The sequence below is a fragment of the Psychroflexus maritimus genome (assembly GCF_011089875.1).
In the GTDB taxonomy this organism is placed as follows: Bacteria; Bacteroidota; Bacteroidia; order Flavobacteriales; family Flavobacteriaceae; genus Psychroflexus; species Psychroflexus maritimus.
The window spans coordinates 26,739-44,285 of record NZ_JAANAS010000105.1; the positions used below are offsets into that span (position 1 = coordinate 26,739).

The following is a 17,547-nucleotide window of genomic DNA, read 5'->3' on the forward strand; positions in this document are numbered from 1 at the left end:
AAGTTTTATGAAAAGTTTTTTACCAAAAGAGCTTAGCACTCCTCAATTACATGGTATTTTGTTGGGTTCAATTGGACCGCGACCCATAGCTTTTGCCAGTACAATTAATCAAGATGGAAGACCTAATCTTTCGCCTTATAGCTTTTTTAACGTGTTTAGTGCAAATCCACCAATTATGATTTTTTCGCCTGCGCGAAGAGTGAGAAACAACACTACAAAACACACCTTAGAAAATGCCGAAGCAACAAAAGAAGTAGTGATTAACGTGGTAAATTACGCCATTGTACAACAAATGTCGCTTTCTAGTACAGAATATCCAGAAGGCACAAATGAGTTTGAAAAAGCGGGTTTAACTATGTTGAAATCGGATTTAGTAAAGCCCTTTCGCGTGAAAGAATCGCCTGTACAATATGAATGTAAAGTAAAAGAAGTAGTTCACTTAGGAAAAAAAGGAGGAGCTGGAAATTTGGTAATTGCAGAAGTTGTTAAAGTTCATGTAAGCGAAGACTTGATTGATGAACACTTAAAAATAAATCAGCATAAAATTGATTTAGTAGCAAGAATGGGAGGGAATTGGTATTCTAGAGCTAACCAAGGCATGTTTGAAGTGCCCAAACCATTAAGTAGTTTAGGAATTGGCGTTGACCAAATGCCGGTGGAGGTAAAAACCAGTGAAATTCTTACCGGTAACGACCTAGGAAGATTAGGTAATGTAGCCCAATTACCAAGCAAAGAAGAAATTAAATTATTTGTAGAAGAGCATAATATGTTAGCCTATATTGAAGAAAACGATTCAAAAAAACTTCATATTATTGCACAAGAATATTTAGCGAAAAATCAGGTAGATGAAGCCTGGAAAATACTATTATCAAAAACCTATATGTAAGCATGGAAGTACAAGGAAACATTAAATTAATTGGAGAAACAAAGGAATACGGAAGCAATGGCTTCAGAAAAAGAGAGGTAGTAATTACCACGGAAGAGCAATATCCTCAATTTTTATTGATTGAATTTATTCAGGATAAAACCGATATTTTAGATCAGTACAAAGTAGGGCAAAAAGTAAAAATTGGAATCAATTTAAGAGGCCGAGAGTGGGTTTCTCCTCAAGGGGAAACAAAGTACTTTAATTCTATTCAAGGATGGAAAATAGACAGTTTAGAAGGTGCGCAACCGGGCAACAATATGCCTCCAGTTCCGCCAAGCGATCAATTTGAGCCCGCTAATGACTTAAACGAAGACGATAATGATGATTTACCTTTTTAGTGAATCATTAAACTGAATTTATAGATAGAAACCCGAGTTGTACTTGGGTTTTTTTGTTGTATCTATCACTAGAAAGGCCTTAATATGTACATCGCAGTACGTGGCCGCTTGGCTCATTTGCTAAAGTCATTCATAGGGTGATTTTCGCTCCGCTTTATATACATCTTTTGGCCATTGGCGGGTATTTAGTAACCTGAGTTCGATTATTCTCACTTTGTCAAAACTGTTTTAAATAGTAAGATACGAACTTTTTTAAGACGTAATATCTGGATATTGCGGAGTAAAAAAGTAAAGTAGATTGCTGTTTAAAACTGATTACTCTATTTTATTCAATAAGWACATCCATTTACAGCGTTAATTTTTATCACGATAGCTAAGGCTATCCTTCAAAAAATTGCCTTGTAACTGAATATCCTTATTGATTTTGACTTTGTGATTATAATCGAACTCAGGTTAGGAGTAATCAAACTCATAAAGTAACAACATAAAGTAACTAAATCATTTTATAATTGATTATAAACCACCCTTTATGGGTGTTTTTTTGTATTTACAAATTATTTGCTTTATGTGTATTTGTAGTACACTTAGATTCAATATCATCTTGATTATTAAGGAGGATATGCGACTTCAAGAAGAGCTTGAATTGCTAAGGTAAAGTAGGTAAAGCAACAATCTTTTTTTAATTTGATTGTTCAAAAACTACAAGCAGTATAGCTAAAATTATATTGCGCTAATTATAAATTCTAGCAATTCAATTTTGTATTAAATAAAAATAATTAACTTTCTCTATTTTGGTTAGATTCCTGTATAAATTTTAAATACTGCCGAGGTGTTAAACCGGTAATTTGTTTAAATACCCTGTAAAAATGTGATGTAGAATTAAAACCACTCATGGCAGCAATATCATTAAAATTTAAGTATTCTTGGTCTTGTAATTCCACAATTTTTTCCTTGGTAAAACGTATTCTATTTTTATTGATAAATGTACTAAAGTTATTCCCGGTAAATAAGTTAATGGCTTCAGAAACATAATTAGAATTGCTATTAACCAGTTGCGCTAGGTAGTTTAAATTAATGTTATGGTCTAAATACAATTGTTTGTCTTTCATTTGTTGCTGAATTTCTTCAAATAAAATTTTACTTTCGGAAGAAATCTTGTCTTTACTTAAGTTAACAGTATTTTCATTTAAACGATTAATTTTAAATAACTTTCGGCGAAAACGGGTTAGTTTAGATTTTAAAAATAAAAAGCCCAGACTAATAAATACAAAAGCGCCCAATAAAGCACTTAGTAGTGTTAAGTGGTTTATTTTTTCTTTTTGTTGCACCAATAATTTAGAGTTCTTTAAATCTTTTTCGTAGATCTTTATACGTTCATTAAACACATTTATAGCATTAGCCTGGTTTAAGGAATCTAATTTTTCTTTTCTTTTTAAATAAAGTTCTAATTCTGCTAAACTTTGCTGGTAGTTATTAATCCGTTTAAATGCCTTATATTTTAACTGATGAAATTTTAACCAAAGGCTTATGTTTTCTGGAGTACGCTTAATTAATATTTCAGCTTGGTCTAATTCTTTTATAACCTGGTTAATATTTCCTGAAGCTTCATTAAATTCTGCTGATGTTAAATGCGCTTTTAACAAGCCAATGGAATCATTACTTTGTTTTGCTGCTTGGTAGGCTAAGGATAAATTAGCTTTCCAATCTTGTCCTGCACTATAGTTAATTTCAGACAATAAACCATTTATTTTGGCAATGCCTGTATAGTTTTTTTCTGAAGTGGCAAGTCGAAGCCCATCATCTAAATAGGTACGCGCAGAATCAATTTCATTTAACCTAAAAAAAGTAAGCCCCATATTGTAATTGGCAATTATTCTTCTAACTAGATTAGGCTGGGTAGGTGGTAAATTTTGAACAAATTGATAGTGTTTTTTATAATGACTTAACGCCTCTTCAGGCCTTCCTATTTGATTAAGCAACATACCTAAATTGGTATTTGCTCTATTTAATACATCCGTATTGTTGGTTGATTTTGCTTGAGCTATCGTTTTATCTAAATAATACAAGGCACTGTCTTGTACTTTTAACAAACCATACAAGCTAGCTTTTTTTAGTAAAAGATCTAATTTTTTGCCCTCTACAGGTATGGGGCTTTGTAACAATGAGTCTAATTTACTATTGGCTAATGCATATTTCTCTTTTACAATCAAATCTTGATACTCTGTGTAAAAAAGACTTAAATCTTGGGCACTAAGACTTAAGGGGCTAAACATTAAACAAAAAAAGATGCCATAAAAATTTTTAAAACCCATGCTAAAAGATGTAGGTATTATTCTACAGCAAAGTTAGGGTATTTTTAAAATACTACAAAAATTTAATTTTTAAAAACCTAGAAAATTGATGAGCTAGTATTGTATTTAAGCCCACAATTGGTTGAAAATCGTTATGTAAAAAGACTTTTATGCATCAGTTAAGAATAAAAGCCATGCAGTTATTTATATCATGCAGCAATAAACTTATAAATGTTAGCTTGGCTATGGTTTACCTAATCATATCTATTTTAATTATCTGTATTCTTCGTTTATTGTACTTAGATTATAAGGAAGCTAAAAAATTTAAGCATTTAAAGAGGCTTAAAAAGCAAAAAAAAAAGCTTAAACAAATAGGCAGTGTTCTAGTTTCGCATTTTAGAGTAAGCATTTTTAGTATAAATAAAATACTGAAAATCAATAATTTAAATCATATTATTGTACTTGATATTTTTGAAATTGTTGAAAACTATGTTGAAAACTATGTTGAAAACCTTTTGCGGTTTTAGCCATATCATTTTACTTTTCAGTATATTTTTGTTAATGCAGCCGCAATAGTGCAGTTGTTTAACTTAAATATTTTATATTATGGTACATTTAAAACCATTGAAAAGGAGTAACCCACAAGATGCGGAAGTTCCAGACAAGTACTACGCAAAGGCCGTAGGAAATGGCGTAACCGACTTACATAGGTTAGCGCATTTAATCGCTAACCAGTCTACCGTGCGAAAGGCTGATTGTTTGGCTGTATTGCAAGCCTTGCAACACAACATCTCAGACGAGCTAGGGCAAGGTAGAATTGTTAAGTTAGGAGATTTTGGTACATTTCAAGTAGGTGTGCGCTCTAATGGAGTTGACACCGAAGAAGAAGTGAGCCAAAACCTGGTTAAAAGTGCACATCTCAACTTTAGACCAGGTAGAGATTTTCAAAGTTTGCTCAAAACTTTGTCGTACAAGTTAGTCGGTTAGTGAATCGTAATTTTGTACTTTATACGTGCTTTTAACTTCTATTAAAAGCACGTATTTTTTTGCTCTCTACTCATCAAAATCAGTGCAATTCATCTATATAAATCCATTAATTTATCCTATTAAATGCTTACATTTATACGCATAAATCCATCCACTTATCCTAATAAATTAAAAATTTATGCGCATAAATTTTAGCCTACTGCTTTTTGAATGCATCAATTAAAAATAGCGCATAAAAAAAAGCCCAAAAATGCGGTTAGTGAATCGTCTTTTTTGAGCTTTATACGTGTTAATTTGATTTTGCTTAATGTCTTCTATCCCACCAAGCTGCAACAAATATATAAACTATGTTGTGTTTTTTAAACATATACTTATAAATAATTATAAACAATTGTTGTTGTTTTAGTGAATAAAAGATTACCGCTCTACGCCTAACCTGAGTTAAAGAAAACAACAGCCTAACCTAAAAAGTTAAAGCCTTTAATCCACCATAAGGTATTAGACATCAGCCTTGCTTGTTAAAAGTAACATGATACAAGCGCAAATTGGTATTATTTTGCAATAAGCTACAAAAATTATACATATCTTTTACAAATACATTAAACCTGCAAGCAACAAATCTGAGTTTATTTTTAAATTTTAGTTGCAACTTCAGCACTTTTTATTCAAAAAAAACAAGTATTTAATAATCAGCCTATTAAAAATTCACAATTCATGAATTGTGAATTTTTTTTTATGATTTGTGAATGAATTTACATGATTTGTAAATAATAAAAAGTTTACTTAAGCTTTTTTTGTAATCACATACCAAGATGTAAGTAAAAGGAAATTAGAAATGAGAATTAAGTATTAATTACAAAAAATGAAAACTAAAATGAACGCCCTTACCAAATGTTTTAGCCTAGGTGTTCTGCTATGTAGCCTTACCAGCCTAAAAGCACAAGTGGGAATAGGAACCACCAATCCCGATGCCTCAGCTATCTTGGAGCTAGAAGCAACCGATAAAGGCTTTCTGCCGCCACGCTTATCTACTGCAGAACGGGACGCGATAAGCAACCCTGCGGAGGGCTTAATGATTTATAATACCGATAACAATTGTCTTGAATTTCGCAATGATACCTTTTGGATAAGTGCTTGCGATGGATCTGTTCAAACTGGTTCAATATCTGATTGTAATACGCCAGGTTTTATTCCACCATTTCTAGCGGCAGACCAGACTGAAATAGTTGATGTCACCAACCCTGTTACCGGAGACACCTGGATGGACAGAAACCTAGGGGCTTTTACTGCAGACCGCACAACCCCTAGTGCAGATGGCGGCACCGATTGCTGGGCGTATGGCAACCTATACCAATGGGGTAGAACTAGCGATGGGCATGAAGACCGCTCTTCTAATACTGCTGCTGGCCCCCTAGCTGCAGGAAGTGAGGGAAGTGATTTTATTACAGTTGCAAGCTCACTTAATGATTGGTTATCTAATCCAGACAATACAAGATGGAATGCTGCTACAAAAGGCGTGCACGACCCTTGCCCTGAAGGCTATCGCGTACCAACACAAGCTGAATGGGAAGCCGAATGGGATTCTTGGGATGGCATTTTAGACAATATAGCGCCTCCTTCCGCTAATAACCACGCTGGTGGTGCTATTGCCTCACCGCTTAAATTGCCCGTAGCAGGAAGCCGGAGCCTCTCATCAGGTAGTCTCAGCGGTATTAGCTCCGACGGCCGTTATTGGTCTAGTACCGTTTCAGGCAACAATGCCATAAGGCTCTACTTCGATGGTTCTTCTGCCGATATGTTAACCAGCTTTCGTGCTTACGCTTTCTCCGTCCGCTGTATTAAAGATTAAGAATTAAGTATTAACTAAAAAAAATAAAACCGATAACAAATAAAAACTAAAATGAAAACTAAAATGAACACCACAAACGTAAAAACGCCCTTCCTACAGAGGGGTTGGGGGAGGCTCTTGCTCATGCTCGCCTTCATCGGCTTAAACACCGCCAACGCCCAAGTGGGAATAGGAACCACCAATCCCGATGCCTCAGCTATTTTAGAGCTAGAAGCAACCGACAAAGTTTTTTTGCCCCCACGGTTGACAACGGCACAGCGCGATGCTATCGCTTCTCCTGTAGTTGGATCAATGATTTACAATACCGACGAAAACTGCATGCAATGGTACGATAATAACGGTTGGTATGACGGATGCAGCGGTCCTACTTATGGTACGATTGCCTCACTAGACTGTGCAGGTGCAATTAACAATGGTACGCTTACAGATGGAGAAGCAGCAGCTGGTGTAACTACTGTGATAGACTACACCGGCGGTAACGGTTTAAATCATTCTGGTCAAACGGTTAATTCTACTGGTGTTACGGGGCTTACTGCTACACTAGCCCCAGGAACTTTAGCCACTGGCGCAGGAAGCTTAACCTACACCATAAGCGGCACACCTGCAAGTGATGGCACGGCTTCGTTTGCCATTAACATTGGCGGACAGACTTGTAGTTTAGAAAGAACTGTTATTCCACCTCCACCTCAAGTTGGAGATTTTAGAGAAGGCGGGGTTGTTTTTTACATTTTTGACAGTAATGATCCAGGATATGTGGCTGGAGAAACGCATGGCTTGGTAGCTGCTATAGAAGATCAAAGTTCTAGTGCTGAATGGGGATGCTACGGAACAAGCATTTCAGGAGCTGACGGTAATGGAATAGGCTCCGGTGCAGCTAATACTAGTGCTATTTTAGCCGATTGCTCACAGCCTGGCATAGCAGCCGAGCTTTGTGACAATTATACTGGTGGTGGTTATAGCGATTGGTTTCTACCTTCAATTGATGAATTGTCTTTAATGTATCAAAACAAGACAACTATTGATGCTACCGCAGTGGCAAACGGAGGCAGCGGTTTTGCTAGTGCCTTCTATTTTAGTTCTACCGAGAGCGATGCCAACAACGCTTCGACTCAGAAATTCGACAATGGCAACCTGTTCAACTACCTTAAGCTCAACTCTTACAGTGTTCGTGCTGTTCGTGCTTTTTAAACCCAGTGAAACAAAAAGATTTCACGGGTTAAACCATTTATCCCGTTAGATATAAGTTATTTCTACCTATATGTTTTAAAGAGCGAAATAGTACAAAGTACAAAGAATAAAGAGTGAGTTATGAGATGTGAAGCGTAAAGAGTGAGAAATGATAAAAAATAAGAAATTACCTATGGGATGTTTTATACTAGATGGAAATCAGCTTTGCATTGCGAGAGGCATTCCACCTAAAATTTGAAATAACTCTGGTTAAGAGTCGGCAAACGACAGATTCACAGTTCACGCTTAACAGTTCAAAACAGATCACTGAAAACCGATAACAAATAAAAAATGAAAACTAAAATGAAAACAAAACTATTAACCCTAGTAACGCTCGCCTTCATCGGCTTAAACACCGCCAACGCCCAAGTGGGAATAGGAACCACCAATCCCGATGCCTCAGCAGCATTAGATGTAGTGGCAACCGATAAAGGTCTTTTGCCACCAAGGATGACGGAAGCCGAGCGCGATGCCATAAGCAACCCTGCGGAAGGCTTAATGATTTACAATACCGACGAAAACTGCATACAATTTTTTAAAGGTGTATGGTATGACACTTGTTCAGGTAGTCTAGTTATACCACCATCAACAACTCAAAATTGTGATAATGTTCCTTTTCTAAGTGCTGATGAAACAGAGATTGTTGACGTCACCAACCCTGTTACCGGCGACACCTGGATGGACAGAAACCTCGGAGCTTTTACAGCCGACCGATCTACGCCTAGTGCAGATGGCGGGACCGATTGCTGGGCGTATGGTAATCTATATCAATGGGGTAGAAATAGCGATGGGCATGAAGACCGTACTTCTAATACTAATGCTGGCCCTGTAGCTGCAGGAACTGAGGGAAGTGATTTTATTACAGTTGCAAGCTCTCCTTATGATTGGTTATCTACTCAAGACGATACAAGATGGGGTAACCCAACCGATGCAGACAAAGGCGTGCACGACCCTTGCCCTGCTGGCTACCGCGTACCAACAGAAGCTGAATTGAACAATGAGCGTAGTTCCTGGACACAATCACCAATTAATAGCACTAACAACAGAGAAGGCGCCATTACCTCGCCACTTAAGTTGCCCGTAGCAGGCTACCGCAGCCGTACTGGTGGGCTCGGCGGTGTTGGCTCCAGCGGCTTCTATTGGTCTAGTACCGTTTCAGGCGCCAATGGCAGTCGCCTCAACTTCCCTAGTTCCGGTGCCAATATGGGCACTGGCGTTCGTGCTGGCGGTTTCCCTGTCCGTTGTATTAAAGATTAAGAATAGTATTAAGTACAAAGAATAAAGAAGTGAATTATGAGATGTGAAGCGTAAAGAGTGAGAAATGATAAAAAATAAGAAATTACCTATGGGATGTTTTATACTAGATGGAAATCAGCTTTGCGTTGCGAGAGGCATTCCACCTAAAATTTGAAATAACTCTGGTTAAGAGTCGGCAAACGACAGATTCACAGTTCACGGTTGACAGTTCAGAACAGATCACTGAAAACCGATAACAAATAAAAAATGAAAACTAAAATGAAAACTAAAACTACTTTATTAAGCCTTTTATTGGTATTGATAGGATTAAATTTAGCAATAGCCCAAGTTGGAATTGGCACTACAACCCCAGATGCTTCAGCAGCATTAGATGTAGTGGCAACCGATAAAGGTCTTTTGCCACCAAGGATGACGGAAGCCGAGCGCGATGCCATAAGCAACCCTACGGTTGGTTTGATGCTTTGGTGTAGCAATTGTGGTAGTAATGGAGAGATGCAGGCATATAATGGTAATGGATGGATGAGTATGATTAGCGGAACAGCAAATCAACCATGGACGGTACCTGATGCGCCATTAATAGCTGGTGTAACCCCTGGAGTGGGTCAAGTAGAAATAACTTTTACGGCTCCCACTAATAATGGAGGAACACCTATCACATCTTATACCGCTACATCAAATCCTGGGGGTATTACTGCTTCGGTACAGCAGGCAGGAGGCGGCACAATTACAGTAACCGGCCTTACCAATGGTACAGCCTACACCTTTACCCTAACCGCCACCAATAGCATAGGAACAAGCGCTGCTAGCGCGGCTTCCAATGCTGTAACACCGGGTAATGTTCCAGATACACCAAATATAACAAATGTAACAGCAAGTAATGCTCAGGCAGAAATAACTTTTACGGCTCCCGCTAATAATGGAGGAACACCTATCACATCTTATACCGCTACATCAAATCCTGAGGGTATTACTGCTTCGGTACAGCAGGCAGGAGGCGGTACAATTACAGTAACCGGCCTTACCAATGGCACAGCCTACACTTTTACCCTAACCGCCACCAATAGCATAGGAACAAGCGCTGCTAGTATGCCTTCCAATGCTGTAACACCTAATTTATCGGTTGGAGATTACCATGAAGGTGGAGTTGTTTTTTATATTTTTGACAGTAATGATCCAGGATATGTGGCTGGAGAAACGCATGGTTTGGTAGCTGCTATAGAAGATCAAAGTTCAGGAGCTGAATGGGGATGCTACAATACAAGTATTTCAGGAGCTGATGGTAATGGAATAGGCTCCGGTGCAGCTAATACTAGTGCTATTTTAGCCGATTGCTCAGAGTCTGGCATAGCAGCCGAGCTTTGTGACAATTATACTGGTGGTGGTTACAGCGATTGGTTTCTACCTTCAATAGATGAATTGTCTTTAATGTCTCAAAACAGGACAACTATTAACACCACCGCCGTGGCAAACGGAGGTACCGATGTTAGTGGAGAATATTGGAGTAGTACGCAGCAAAATGCCGAGTTCGGGTACATCAGAAACTTATCCGGTGGCGGTCAGAGCTCAAACTACAAGTCATATTATAAAAAGGTTCGTGCGGTTCGTGCTTTTTAAAAAAACCAAAAAACAACAACATGAACAGCATAAACGTACTTAACCTTAAACCATTATTTGCTCTTGCACTGCTTTTTATTTTCTCAAAAAGTTTTGCGCAAGAAATTAGTGGTCAATTAACGGCAGTACCTAATCAAAGCATCCTGCTTAAGGGGTTTAATGGTTTAGACACCTATGTTATAGACAGCACACAAACCGATGCAGATGGGCGTTTTGTGCTTGAGTTTGCTCCCAAAGATTACGGCATGGGCTTATTAATTCCCGAAAATAACAAGTCGTTTCTAGCTGTTTTAGGGAAAGAAATGGTTAAACTAAACGGAGAAAACACAAGCTTACCTGAAAGTATTCAAATCAGTAAAGGTGCTCAAAACAAAGCGTTTATGCAATATGCTAGGCAACAGCCCAAACGTGAGCAAGCCTTAAGTGCTTGGGAGTATTTGCAAAAAATCTATACAGAAGAAGCTATTTTCAAAAAAGAAAAAGCAGCCCTAAGCGCTATAGAAAAAGAAATACAACACATCTACAGTAGTGAGCAAGAATTCTTGGATAAATTACCCTCAGATAGTTACCTAAGTTGGTACATCCCGGTACGTAAATTACTAAGCAGTGTAGCTCAAGTTGCGCAATACCGCCCAGAAGAAATTCCAGCCACACGCCAAGCGCTCCAAAACTTAGATTATGCCGATGAACGTTTGTACACAAGTGGTTTGTTGAAAGAGGCTATAGAAAACCACGTGTGGTTCATCGAAAACAGTAGTGGTGCATTGGATCAGGTTTTTGCCGATTTAAATGAATCGATTGACCTTATGCTTGCGCAGTTAATACATGATGAAGCCAAGTACAATACGCTAACCGAATACCTCTTTAACCTACTCGAAAAAAGAAGCCTATTTACCTCAGCTGAATATCTGGCGTTAAAAGTATTAAACGAGCAAAGCTGCAGCTTAAATGACGATGTGGCTAAGCAATTGGAAAGCTACCGCCAAATGAAAAAAGGCAATACGGCACCTGATATTCGTTTTGGCCAATACACCTACTTCCCGGAAGGGATGAAGGCTGCTTCCTTAAAAGAAATTGACGCCACCTATAAAGTAGTAGTCTTTGCTGCCGGTTGGTGTGGGCACTGCAGAGAACAAACTCCACAATTAGTGGAGCATTACACCGCTTGGAAAGACAAAGCTGTTGAAGTGGTGTTGGTTTCGCTAGACGAAAACACCACTGATTTCGTTAATTTTACAGGCGCTTTGCCCTTTGTATCGACTACTACATTAAAGAAATGGGACACCAAAGCAGCACAAGATTATCACATCTATGCCACGCCCTCCTACTTCTTACTTGATAAAGATTTGAAAATAATTTTAAAACCTAAAAACTTAGCACACTTAAACGCTTATATACAACAACTCAAAAATTAATTTAAACACAATGAACATGAAACATTTACTCAAATTAACACTATTACTTGCTGTTTCAGCGAGTTACGCCCAGCTGCATATTAGCAGTAGTACAGAACTTTACGTCGCAGGTGATGACGCTTTTTACACCAACGAAGATGTAAATAACCAAGGAACATTAACCTTTAAGCCAGCCACTGAAGTCAACTTTACCCTTGATGCTGGATTAGACAATAGCGCTGGCAGCATTGCTTTTGAAGATGCTACTCTAGTAATAGGTAGCGGTACAACCAATGCCAATAGCACCGATGATTTTATATTTGGAGCTAACGACGAAGTAAAACACGTAGTGCTAGACAAAAGCTCAGGAACCACCAACGTTATTGACGGACATTTAGGCATTAGTGAAACCTTGAAGCTAACCAGCGGTACGCTAACTGCAGGAGACAAGATTACCATGCTTAATCCAAGTGTGGGTCAAGAAGCTTATGTAGTAGAATCCACCGGAGGAACAGCCAACCTTAGTGTAGAGAAGTTCTACCCTGCCAAACGCGCCTTTAGAATGGTAGCTAGTCCCGTAGATGGTGGTAGCATCTTTGACAACTGGCAAAACGGCGGTGATAATGAACCGGGTATTGGAACCCATATTACGGGCGAAGTAGGGACAGTAGGAGAACACAATAGTACAACAGGATTAGATTATACAATTTCAGGGAATCCGTCGATGTTTTACTTCGATAGTGGCTGGCAGGCAGTTGCTGACAGCAAAAACAGAGACCTAGAAGCAGGCGTGCCTTATCGTTTGATGGTACGTGGCGATCGTGGAATTGATTTGTCAGATAACGACTCTGAGGGAGCTACCACTTTACTCTCAACAGGAACCTTAGAGGTAGGGACTAAAGATTTCACTTTCCCAAGTGCAACCGCAGGTAGCAATACCTTTGCTTTTATTGCGAATCCTTATCAATCAAGGATTGATGTGAGTGAAGTTCTTGCTGCAAATTCAAATACTGACAGCAACCAATTATGGGTGTGGGACCCGATGGTGAATACACGTGGAGCTTTTATAACAATAGATGAATTAACAGGAAATGGTGATACCACTCCTAGCTCGGATGCTACTAAATTTATTGAACCTGGACAAGCCTTCTTTATTCAGTTAACAGGTGGAGATTCTAATATTTCTTTTACTGAAGATGTAAAAGATGTGACTACTACACTTGACAAATCAGCGCCATTCAGCGATAATCAGATGAGTTTGTTATTTGAGTTGCAAAATGAAGGAAATCAAACTATTGACGCGATTCGATTACGCTTTGCTGCCGATGGAATTACTGAGGTAGATGCAGCAGATATTGCTAAAATGGGGAATATCGATGAAAACCTAGCTTCAGTCAATGAAAACAGCTTGTTTACTATTCAGCGAAGAAACTTCCCAGAAAATGATGAGGTCATTCCGCTGTTCACCAACAACTGGAGAAATCAAGACTACAGCTTTGTGGCTAACTTAAACAATTTTGGAACAACAGCAGTTTATTTAGTTGATGCTTATTTAGGCACGGAAACTTTGTTAGAAGACGGCGAGACCTACTCGTTTAATGTTGATGAAAGTATTAGCGAATCGGTAGATAGTCAACGTTTTTCCTTAAAGTTTGATGCAGAAACCATGAGCATGGAAGATGTGGACAAGAAGTTGTTTAGCCTCTACCCTAACCCCGCCAAGGAAATGGTAAACATTCAAACAAGCCTAACTTTAGGCACATCAGTAGAAGTTGAAATCTACAACATGTTAGGTCAGCAAGTATATACCGCAAAACAAGAATTGAAATCGCCTAGTTTAGAAGTCGATGTCAGTGCGTTTAACAGTGGCGTATATAGTGTAAAGCTAACCGACGAAGCAGGAAACCAACAAAGCACACAGTTAATAAAAGAGTAAGCAGATGAAACACGCATGTATAAAGCTTCTACACACAGGAGAATGATTATACGTGTCGCATCTGACCACTAAAAAACAATAAATATAAACAGATGAAAAAATCACAACTAATATTTACCGTAATCCTACTAAGTTTTTTTACCATAACAAACATCCACGCTCAAGGTCTTGAGGATGCTCAAGGTCTTGAGGATGCTATGGGTGGTTTTGAAGATAACGTTAATGATGTACCCATCAATTTCCTTATTCCCTTAGCTTTACTCGTTGGAGCTTACTTTGGCGTAAAAAAAATAAAAAAATAAGTCATGATTAAACGATTAAAAAAATTGACGTGGATTGATATTGTGCTGTATCTATTGTACCTTATCATTGCCATTATTCTAGTCAATATTGTCTTGCTAGTTAAGGAGGAAATGCGACTTCAAGAAGAGCTTGAATTGCTAAGGCAAAGCAGGTAAAGCAACAATTTGTTTTAATTTGGTTTTCAGAAGCCACCCTTTAAATTTTTAAGGGTGGTTTTTTTTGTTGTTGGGTATAAAAATTTAGCTAAAGTTTTAAGATCATTGCAAGAAAAAAAACGGCTAAAAATCAAAAATTAAGCAATAAAAGAAAGGAAAAGAAACCACGTTAATTATGCAACGGTCTTAAACTGTATATTCTTTAAATACCTAAATAGGCTATAATTTAAACTTCAACAAAAAAGCTTGCACAAGTTGCTTATTGAGCAAGCTAAATTGACTAATTCTACCTTTATTAAGGCTTTTCTGGACTGGGCGGTGTTGGTGGGCTTGGTGGTTCAGGAACAACTGTATTTTGTTTGGTTTTAATTTTAATTGTATTGGTTTTTTCTACTTTTTTTATGGAAAGAATGTCTTTGTAATCTAAGTTTTTAAGTTCATTTTCATCTGTTAATTGGTTGTTTCTAAAAATTTTAAACGCGTCCTTGTTTTGTAATAAATCATTGTAAAAATCACTTTTTATTTGATCATCTAAAAGATTGAAGTATTTCATTAAACCTTGCAAATCTTCTTTTTGGTCTAAAAGCTCCCAAGGGATTTTATTATTTTTCTGAAGTAAAAGACTTGCATCATTACTTTCATCTTTTTTGGTTGTAATGAATATAATGCCGTCCACATCTTTGTTGGGAAATGAAGAAGAATCTTTTTCCACTCTTATTTCGCTAATTTCTGAAGGATTTAATTTTTTAAAATACTCTTCTGAAACTTCTTTTCCATCAACTACATATAAAATGATCTGTGGTTTTGATAAAGTAGGGGTGATTTTTACGTAAGCATTGATGTCTTCTTGATCCGGGTCAATTTCAATATCTTGCTCAGTTATGTAAATGACTTTTCTTTCTTTTTCAGTTTTTCTCTCTTTAGTTCCTCTAATCACGAAAATATCTTTACCTCCTTTATTTTTCTTTTCAAGCAATATAGGAGTTATTCCTTTGTTGGATTCCTGTTTATGAACAGTTTCAGAATTTGTATTATCATCTGTTAACTTAATTTTAATAGAAGTGATTTCTCCGTTTTTATTTCTTTTCAAGTTTTCAACATTAAGATTTACATTAGCTTCTTCATTAAAATGTTGAGCAAAAACTTGAATGTCTTCTTCAGAGGAATCTTTAGTAATGCTCTCTAAAATTTTAATTCTTGGAATAGATTGAAGTTCCTCATCTGTTGAAAGTTCATTATCTTTTTTTTGCGTAGAATGTGATGAGGTTGTAATAGAATTTCTAGTCACAGTCATTAATTTATATTTTTCATTTTCCTCATCACTTTCTTTTAGCACATAATACTTTCCAGTATCATTTTTGTCTTTTGCGTTTAGAATATTGTTAGAAACAAAGTGTTTTATAGCATTTGGCACTTTTTCAATATCACCTTCAAGATATGCCACACCATCATCAAAATCTTTGATGCTTAAATTTTTTATTAGATATTCCTCTTTAAAAGAAAGCTCTTTCTTATTAAAAACAACCTTGTTAACTTCATTTCTAATTGCTTTCCACTCTTCGTAAACCTTATCTTTACTGGCTTTATTGATGTTAGCTTTCTTAGAGCTAATTTCAAATTCTTTTTCATTCGAATTTTGAGGCATAAAGACTTTCAATTCTATAGGAGAAATAGGTTTGTTCCCTTTTACATGCTTTTGAGTATTTATACTTTTATCGGCATTATTCATTTTGATTTTAATTCCTTTTATTTCTCCTTTTTTAGTTCGCCTAACTTTTGAGAATTTAATATTGATATCATCTTTCTTGAAAGTCTCAACAAGTTGGTCTAATTCCTCCTCTGTTGTTAAAGCGGTTACTAAAACACTAAAACTATAGGAAGTTGAAATGTTGTTTTTTTGAGTTTCAGCTACTTTTTCCTCTTCCACCTGCATAGCCACCGTTTCTACTTGAAAAAAGGCAATAAAAGTAATTAGGATAGGGATAATCACAACCGATTTCAACCGGTAAATACTTGGGGATTTTTGCTTGTTTAACATCATAATTCTTGTTTTAATCGTTGAGTTTTTAAAAAAATAATGACCTACCAAAGCAGCTTGGTCGGGTTGAATAAAATTAAGTAAGGTGTATTGGTAGTGTTTTTTGTTTTCCAAACGCGAAACAGTTTCTTGATCGGCAATAAATTCTAAATTTTCATCCAACATTTTTCGGTAGAAATACATCAATGGATTAAACCAAAGTATAATTTGAGCTAAATTGGCTAGCATTAAATCAATAGAATGTCTTTGCTTAATATGCACATATTCATGTGCTAACACACTGTTTAACGTCTTTTCATTCAATGCATCCGGACAATAAATAACTACATTAAAAAACGAAAAAACATTAATTGGTTGTTTGCATTGGTAATGGACAATGCCGTTCTTTTTAAACTTGGCAGCCGTTTGAAGCAGCTTCCTTAAAGTATAAAATTGCTTACTTAATTTCAGCGTCATAAAAATAACGCCAAGTAGGTAAATAGCAAAGAAAATAAAGCTCCACGGAATTTCCTTGGCGGGTTTTATAGAAGAAGTTGCTTTGTTTTGTTCTACTGAATTTAACTGAAAATTAGCCGCTTCATCTATGGTAGATTCAACAATTAAAGCTTCTTTGGGGTCAGGCTTAACAAACTCTATCGTTGTTACCTGAAGCAAAGGCAAGGAAAAACTAAGAAGTAAACCAAAAAGCAAGAATTTTCTGTTGAAATTTTTAAAGCTTTCATTACGCAATAAAAACCAATAACTCAAGCCAAATAAAGCTAATAATCCACTGACTTTAATTAAGTAGATGAAAAATTCCATTAGCTTTTGTTTTTTTCAATTAAATCAATAATTTCTCTAAGCTCTTTGGTGCTAATTTTCTCTTCCTTAGCAAAAAACGAAACCAAATTTTTATACGAACCTTCAAAAAACTTTTGAGTAGTAGAATTAACCACCGTTTTAGAATATTCCTCTTGATTAATCAACGGGAAATATTGATGTGTCTTTCCAAAAGCTTGATGACTCACAAAGTTCTTTTCCTCTAAATTTCTAACTATGGTAGAAACAGTATTGTAATGCAATTCTTCCTCTAATTCAGGTAAAATTTCTTTTACAAAAGCCTTCTCTAACTTCCATAAAGCGCGCATTACTTCTTCTTCCTTTGAGGTTAATTTTTGCATATCAAATTCATTTTTAGCAAATGTAAACTATTTTTTTAGTTATGCAACTACTTAATTAGTTAAATAACTA

Annotated in this window: 14 protein-coding genes; 11 read left to right on the top strand and 3 right to left on the bottom strand. The window is 36.7% G+C overall.

Annotated elements, in window-relative coordinates; genetic code table 11:
* Positions 1–7 precede the first annotated feature (7 nt).
* On the top strand, positions 8–886 hold the full coding sequence (locus tag G7034_RS11005; protein ID WP_166401009.1) for a flavin reductase family protein: 879 nt from the start codon (positions 8–10) through the stop codon (positions 884–886).
* A gap of 2 nt (positions 887–888) precedes the next feature.
* The gene (locus G7034_RS11010) at positions 889–1,266 is read left to right on the top strand and encodes a DUF3127 domain-containing protein (RefSeq protein WP_166401010.1); all 378 of its coding nucleotides are present in this window, start codon (positions 889–891) and stop codon (positions 1,264–1,266) included.
* A 776-nt stretch (positions 1,267–2,042) separates the two neighbouring features.
* Here the strand turns inward: G7034_RS11010 and G7034_RS11015 are convergent.
* The gene (locus tag G7034_RS11015) at positions 2,043–3,539 is read right to left on the bottom strand and encodes an AraC family transcriptional regulator (RefSeq protein WP_223177624.1); all 1,497 of its coding nucleotides are present in this window, start codon (positions 3,537–3,539) and stop codon (positions 2,043–2,045) included.
* A 624-nt stretch (positions 3,540–4,163) separates the two neighbouring features.
* On the opposite strand from G7034_RS11015, the gene G7034_RS11020 reads away from it, so the two are divergent.
* The 9 genes from G7034_RS11020 (at position 4,164) to G7034_RS11060 (ending at position 14,279) form a co-directional block, all read left to right on the top strand.
* Positions 4,164–4,544 carry an HU family DNA-binding protein gene (locus G7034_RS11020; RefSeq protein WP_166401012.1) on the top strand — a complete coding sequence of 127 codons (381 nt, stop codon included), beginning with the start codon at positions 4,164–4,166 and terminating at the stop codon, positions 4,542–4,544.
* Between the two features lie 862 nt (positions 4,545–5,406).
* Entirely contained in the window at positions 5,407–6,393 is a 987-nt protein-coding gene (locus G7034_RS11025) for an FISUMP domain-containing protein (protein ID WP_166401013.1), read from the top strand.
* 51 nt (positions 6,394–6,444) lie between these two features.
* Positions 6,445–7,581 carry an Lcl C-terminal domain-containing protein gene (locus G7034_RS11030; RefSeq protein WP_166401014.1) on the top strand — a complete coding sequence of 379 codons (1,137 nt, stop codon included), beginning with the start codon at positions 6,445–6,447 and terminating at the stop codon, positions 7,579–7,581.
* 408 nt (positions 7,582–7,989) lie between these two features.
* Complete coding sequence (locus G7034_RS11035) at positions 7,990–8,877, top strand: fibrobacter succinogenes major paralogous domain-containing protein (protein WP_166401015.1); 888 nt, start codon at positions 7,990–7,992, stop codon at positions 8,875–8,877.
* 258 nt (positions 8,878–9,135) lie between these two features.
* Entirely contained in the window at positions 9,136–10,491 is a 1,356-nt protein-coding gene (locus tag G7034_RS11040) for a fibronectin type III domain-containing protein (RefSeq protein WP_223177625.1), read from the top strand.
* A gap of 20 nt (positions 10,492–10,511) precedes the next feature.
* Positions 10,512–11,906 (top strand): TlpA disulfide reductase family protein, encoded by a 1,395-nt coding sequence (locus G7034_RS11045; protein WP_166401017.1) that lies wholly within the window; start codon positions 10,512–10,514, stop codon positions 11,904–11,906.
* Positions 11,907–11,922: 16 nt separating this feature from the next.
* Positions 11,923–13,821, top strand: a complete 1,899-nt coding sequence (locus tag G7034_RS11050; protein WP_166401018.1) for a T9SS type A sorting domain-containing protein — start codon at positions 11,923–11,925, stop codon at positions 13,819–13,821.
* Between the two features lie 92 nt (positions 13,822–13,913).
* On the top strand, positions 13,914–14,123 hold the full coding sequence (locus G7034_RS11055; RefSeq protein WP_166401019.1) for a hypothetical protein: 210 nt from the start codon (positions 13,914–13,916) through the stop codon (positions 14,121–14,123).
* Between the two features lie 3 nt (positions 14,124–14,126).
* A complete protein-coding gene (locus tag G7034_RS11060; protein ID WP_166401020.1) occupies positions 14,127–14,279 on the top strand; it encodes a hypothetical protein in 153 nt (50 codons plus the stop codon).
* A gap of 295 nt (positions 14,280–14,574) precedes the next feature.
* Here G7034_RS11060 and G7034_RS11065 read toward each other — a convergent pair whose 3' ends face one another.
* The gene (locus G7034_RS11065; protein WP_166401021.1) at positions 14,575–17,118 is read right to left on the bottom strand and encodes a M56 family metallopeptidase; all 2,544 of its coding nucleotides are present in this window, start codon (positions 17,116–17,118) and stop codon (positions 14,575–14,577) included.
* Positions 17,118–17,477 carry a BlaI/MecI/CopY family transcriptional regulator gene (locus G7034_RS11070; RefSeq protein ID WP_166401022.1) on the bottom strand — a complete coding sequence of 120 codons (360 nt, stop codon included), beginning with the start codon at positions 17,475–17,477 and terminating at the stop codon, positions 17,118–17,120. Before G7034_RS11070 ends, G7034_RS11065 begins: the two co-directional genes overlap by 1 nt.
* Positions 17,478–17,547 lie beyond the last annotated feature (70 nt).

Coding starts and splice junctions, on each gene's coding strand:
- G7034_RS11005 (WP_166401009.1), top strand. CDS start 8: ATGAAAAGTTTTTTACCAAAAGAGCTTAGCACTCCTCAATTACATGGT.
- G7034_RS11010 (WP_166401010.1), top strand. CDS start 889: ATGGAAGTACAAGGAAACATTAAATTAATTGGAGAAACAAAGGAATAC.
- G7034_RS11015 (WP_223177624.1), bottom strand. CDS start 3,539: ATGTTTAGCCCCTTAAGTCTTAGTGCCCAAGATTTAAGTCTTTTTTAC.
- G7034_RS11020 (WP_166401012.1), top strand. CDS start 4,164: ATGGTACATTTAAAACCATTGAAAAGGAGTAACCCACAAGATGCGGAA.
- G7034_RS11025 (WP_166401013.1), top strand. CDS start 5,407: ATGAAAACTAAAATGAACGCCCTTACCAAATGTTTTAGCCTAGGTGTT.
- G7034_RS11030 (WP_166401014.1), top strand. CDS start 6,445: ATGAAAACTAAAATGAACACCACAAACGTAAAAACGCCCTTCCTACAG.
- G7034_RS11040 (WP_223177625.1), top strand. CDS start 9,136: ATGAAAACTAAAACTACTTTATTAAGCCTTTTATTGGTATTGATAGGA.
- G7034_RS11045 (WP_166401017.1), top strand. CDS start 10,512: ATGAACAGCATAAACGTACTTAACCTTAAACCATTATTTGCTCTTGCA.
- G7034_RS11050 (WP_166401018.1), top strand. CDS start 11,923: ATGAAACATTTACTCAAATTAACACTATTACTTGCTGTTTCAGCGAGT.
- G7034_RS11055 (WP_166401019.1), top strand. CDS start 13,914: ATGAAAAAATCACAACTAATATTTACCGTAATCCTACTAAGTTTTTTT.
- G7034_RS11060 (WP_166401020.1), top strand. CDS start 14,127: ATGATTAAACGATTAAAAAAATTGACGTGGATTGATATTGTGCTGTAT.
- G7034_RS11065 (WP_166401021.1), bottom strand. CDS start 17,118: ATGGAATTTTTCATCTACTTAATTAAAGTCAGTGGATTATTAGCTTTA.
- G7034_RS11070 (WP_166401022.1), bottom strand. CDS start 17,477: ATGCAAAAATTAACCTCAAAGGAAGAAGAAGTAATGCGCGCTTTATGG.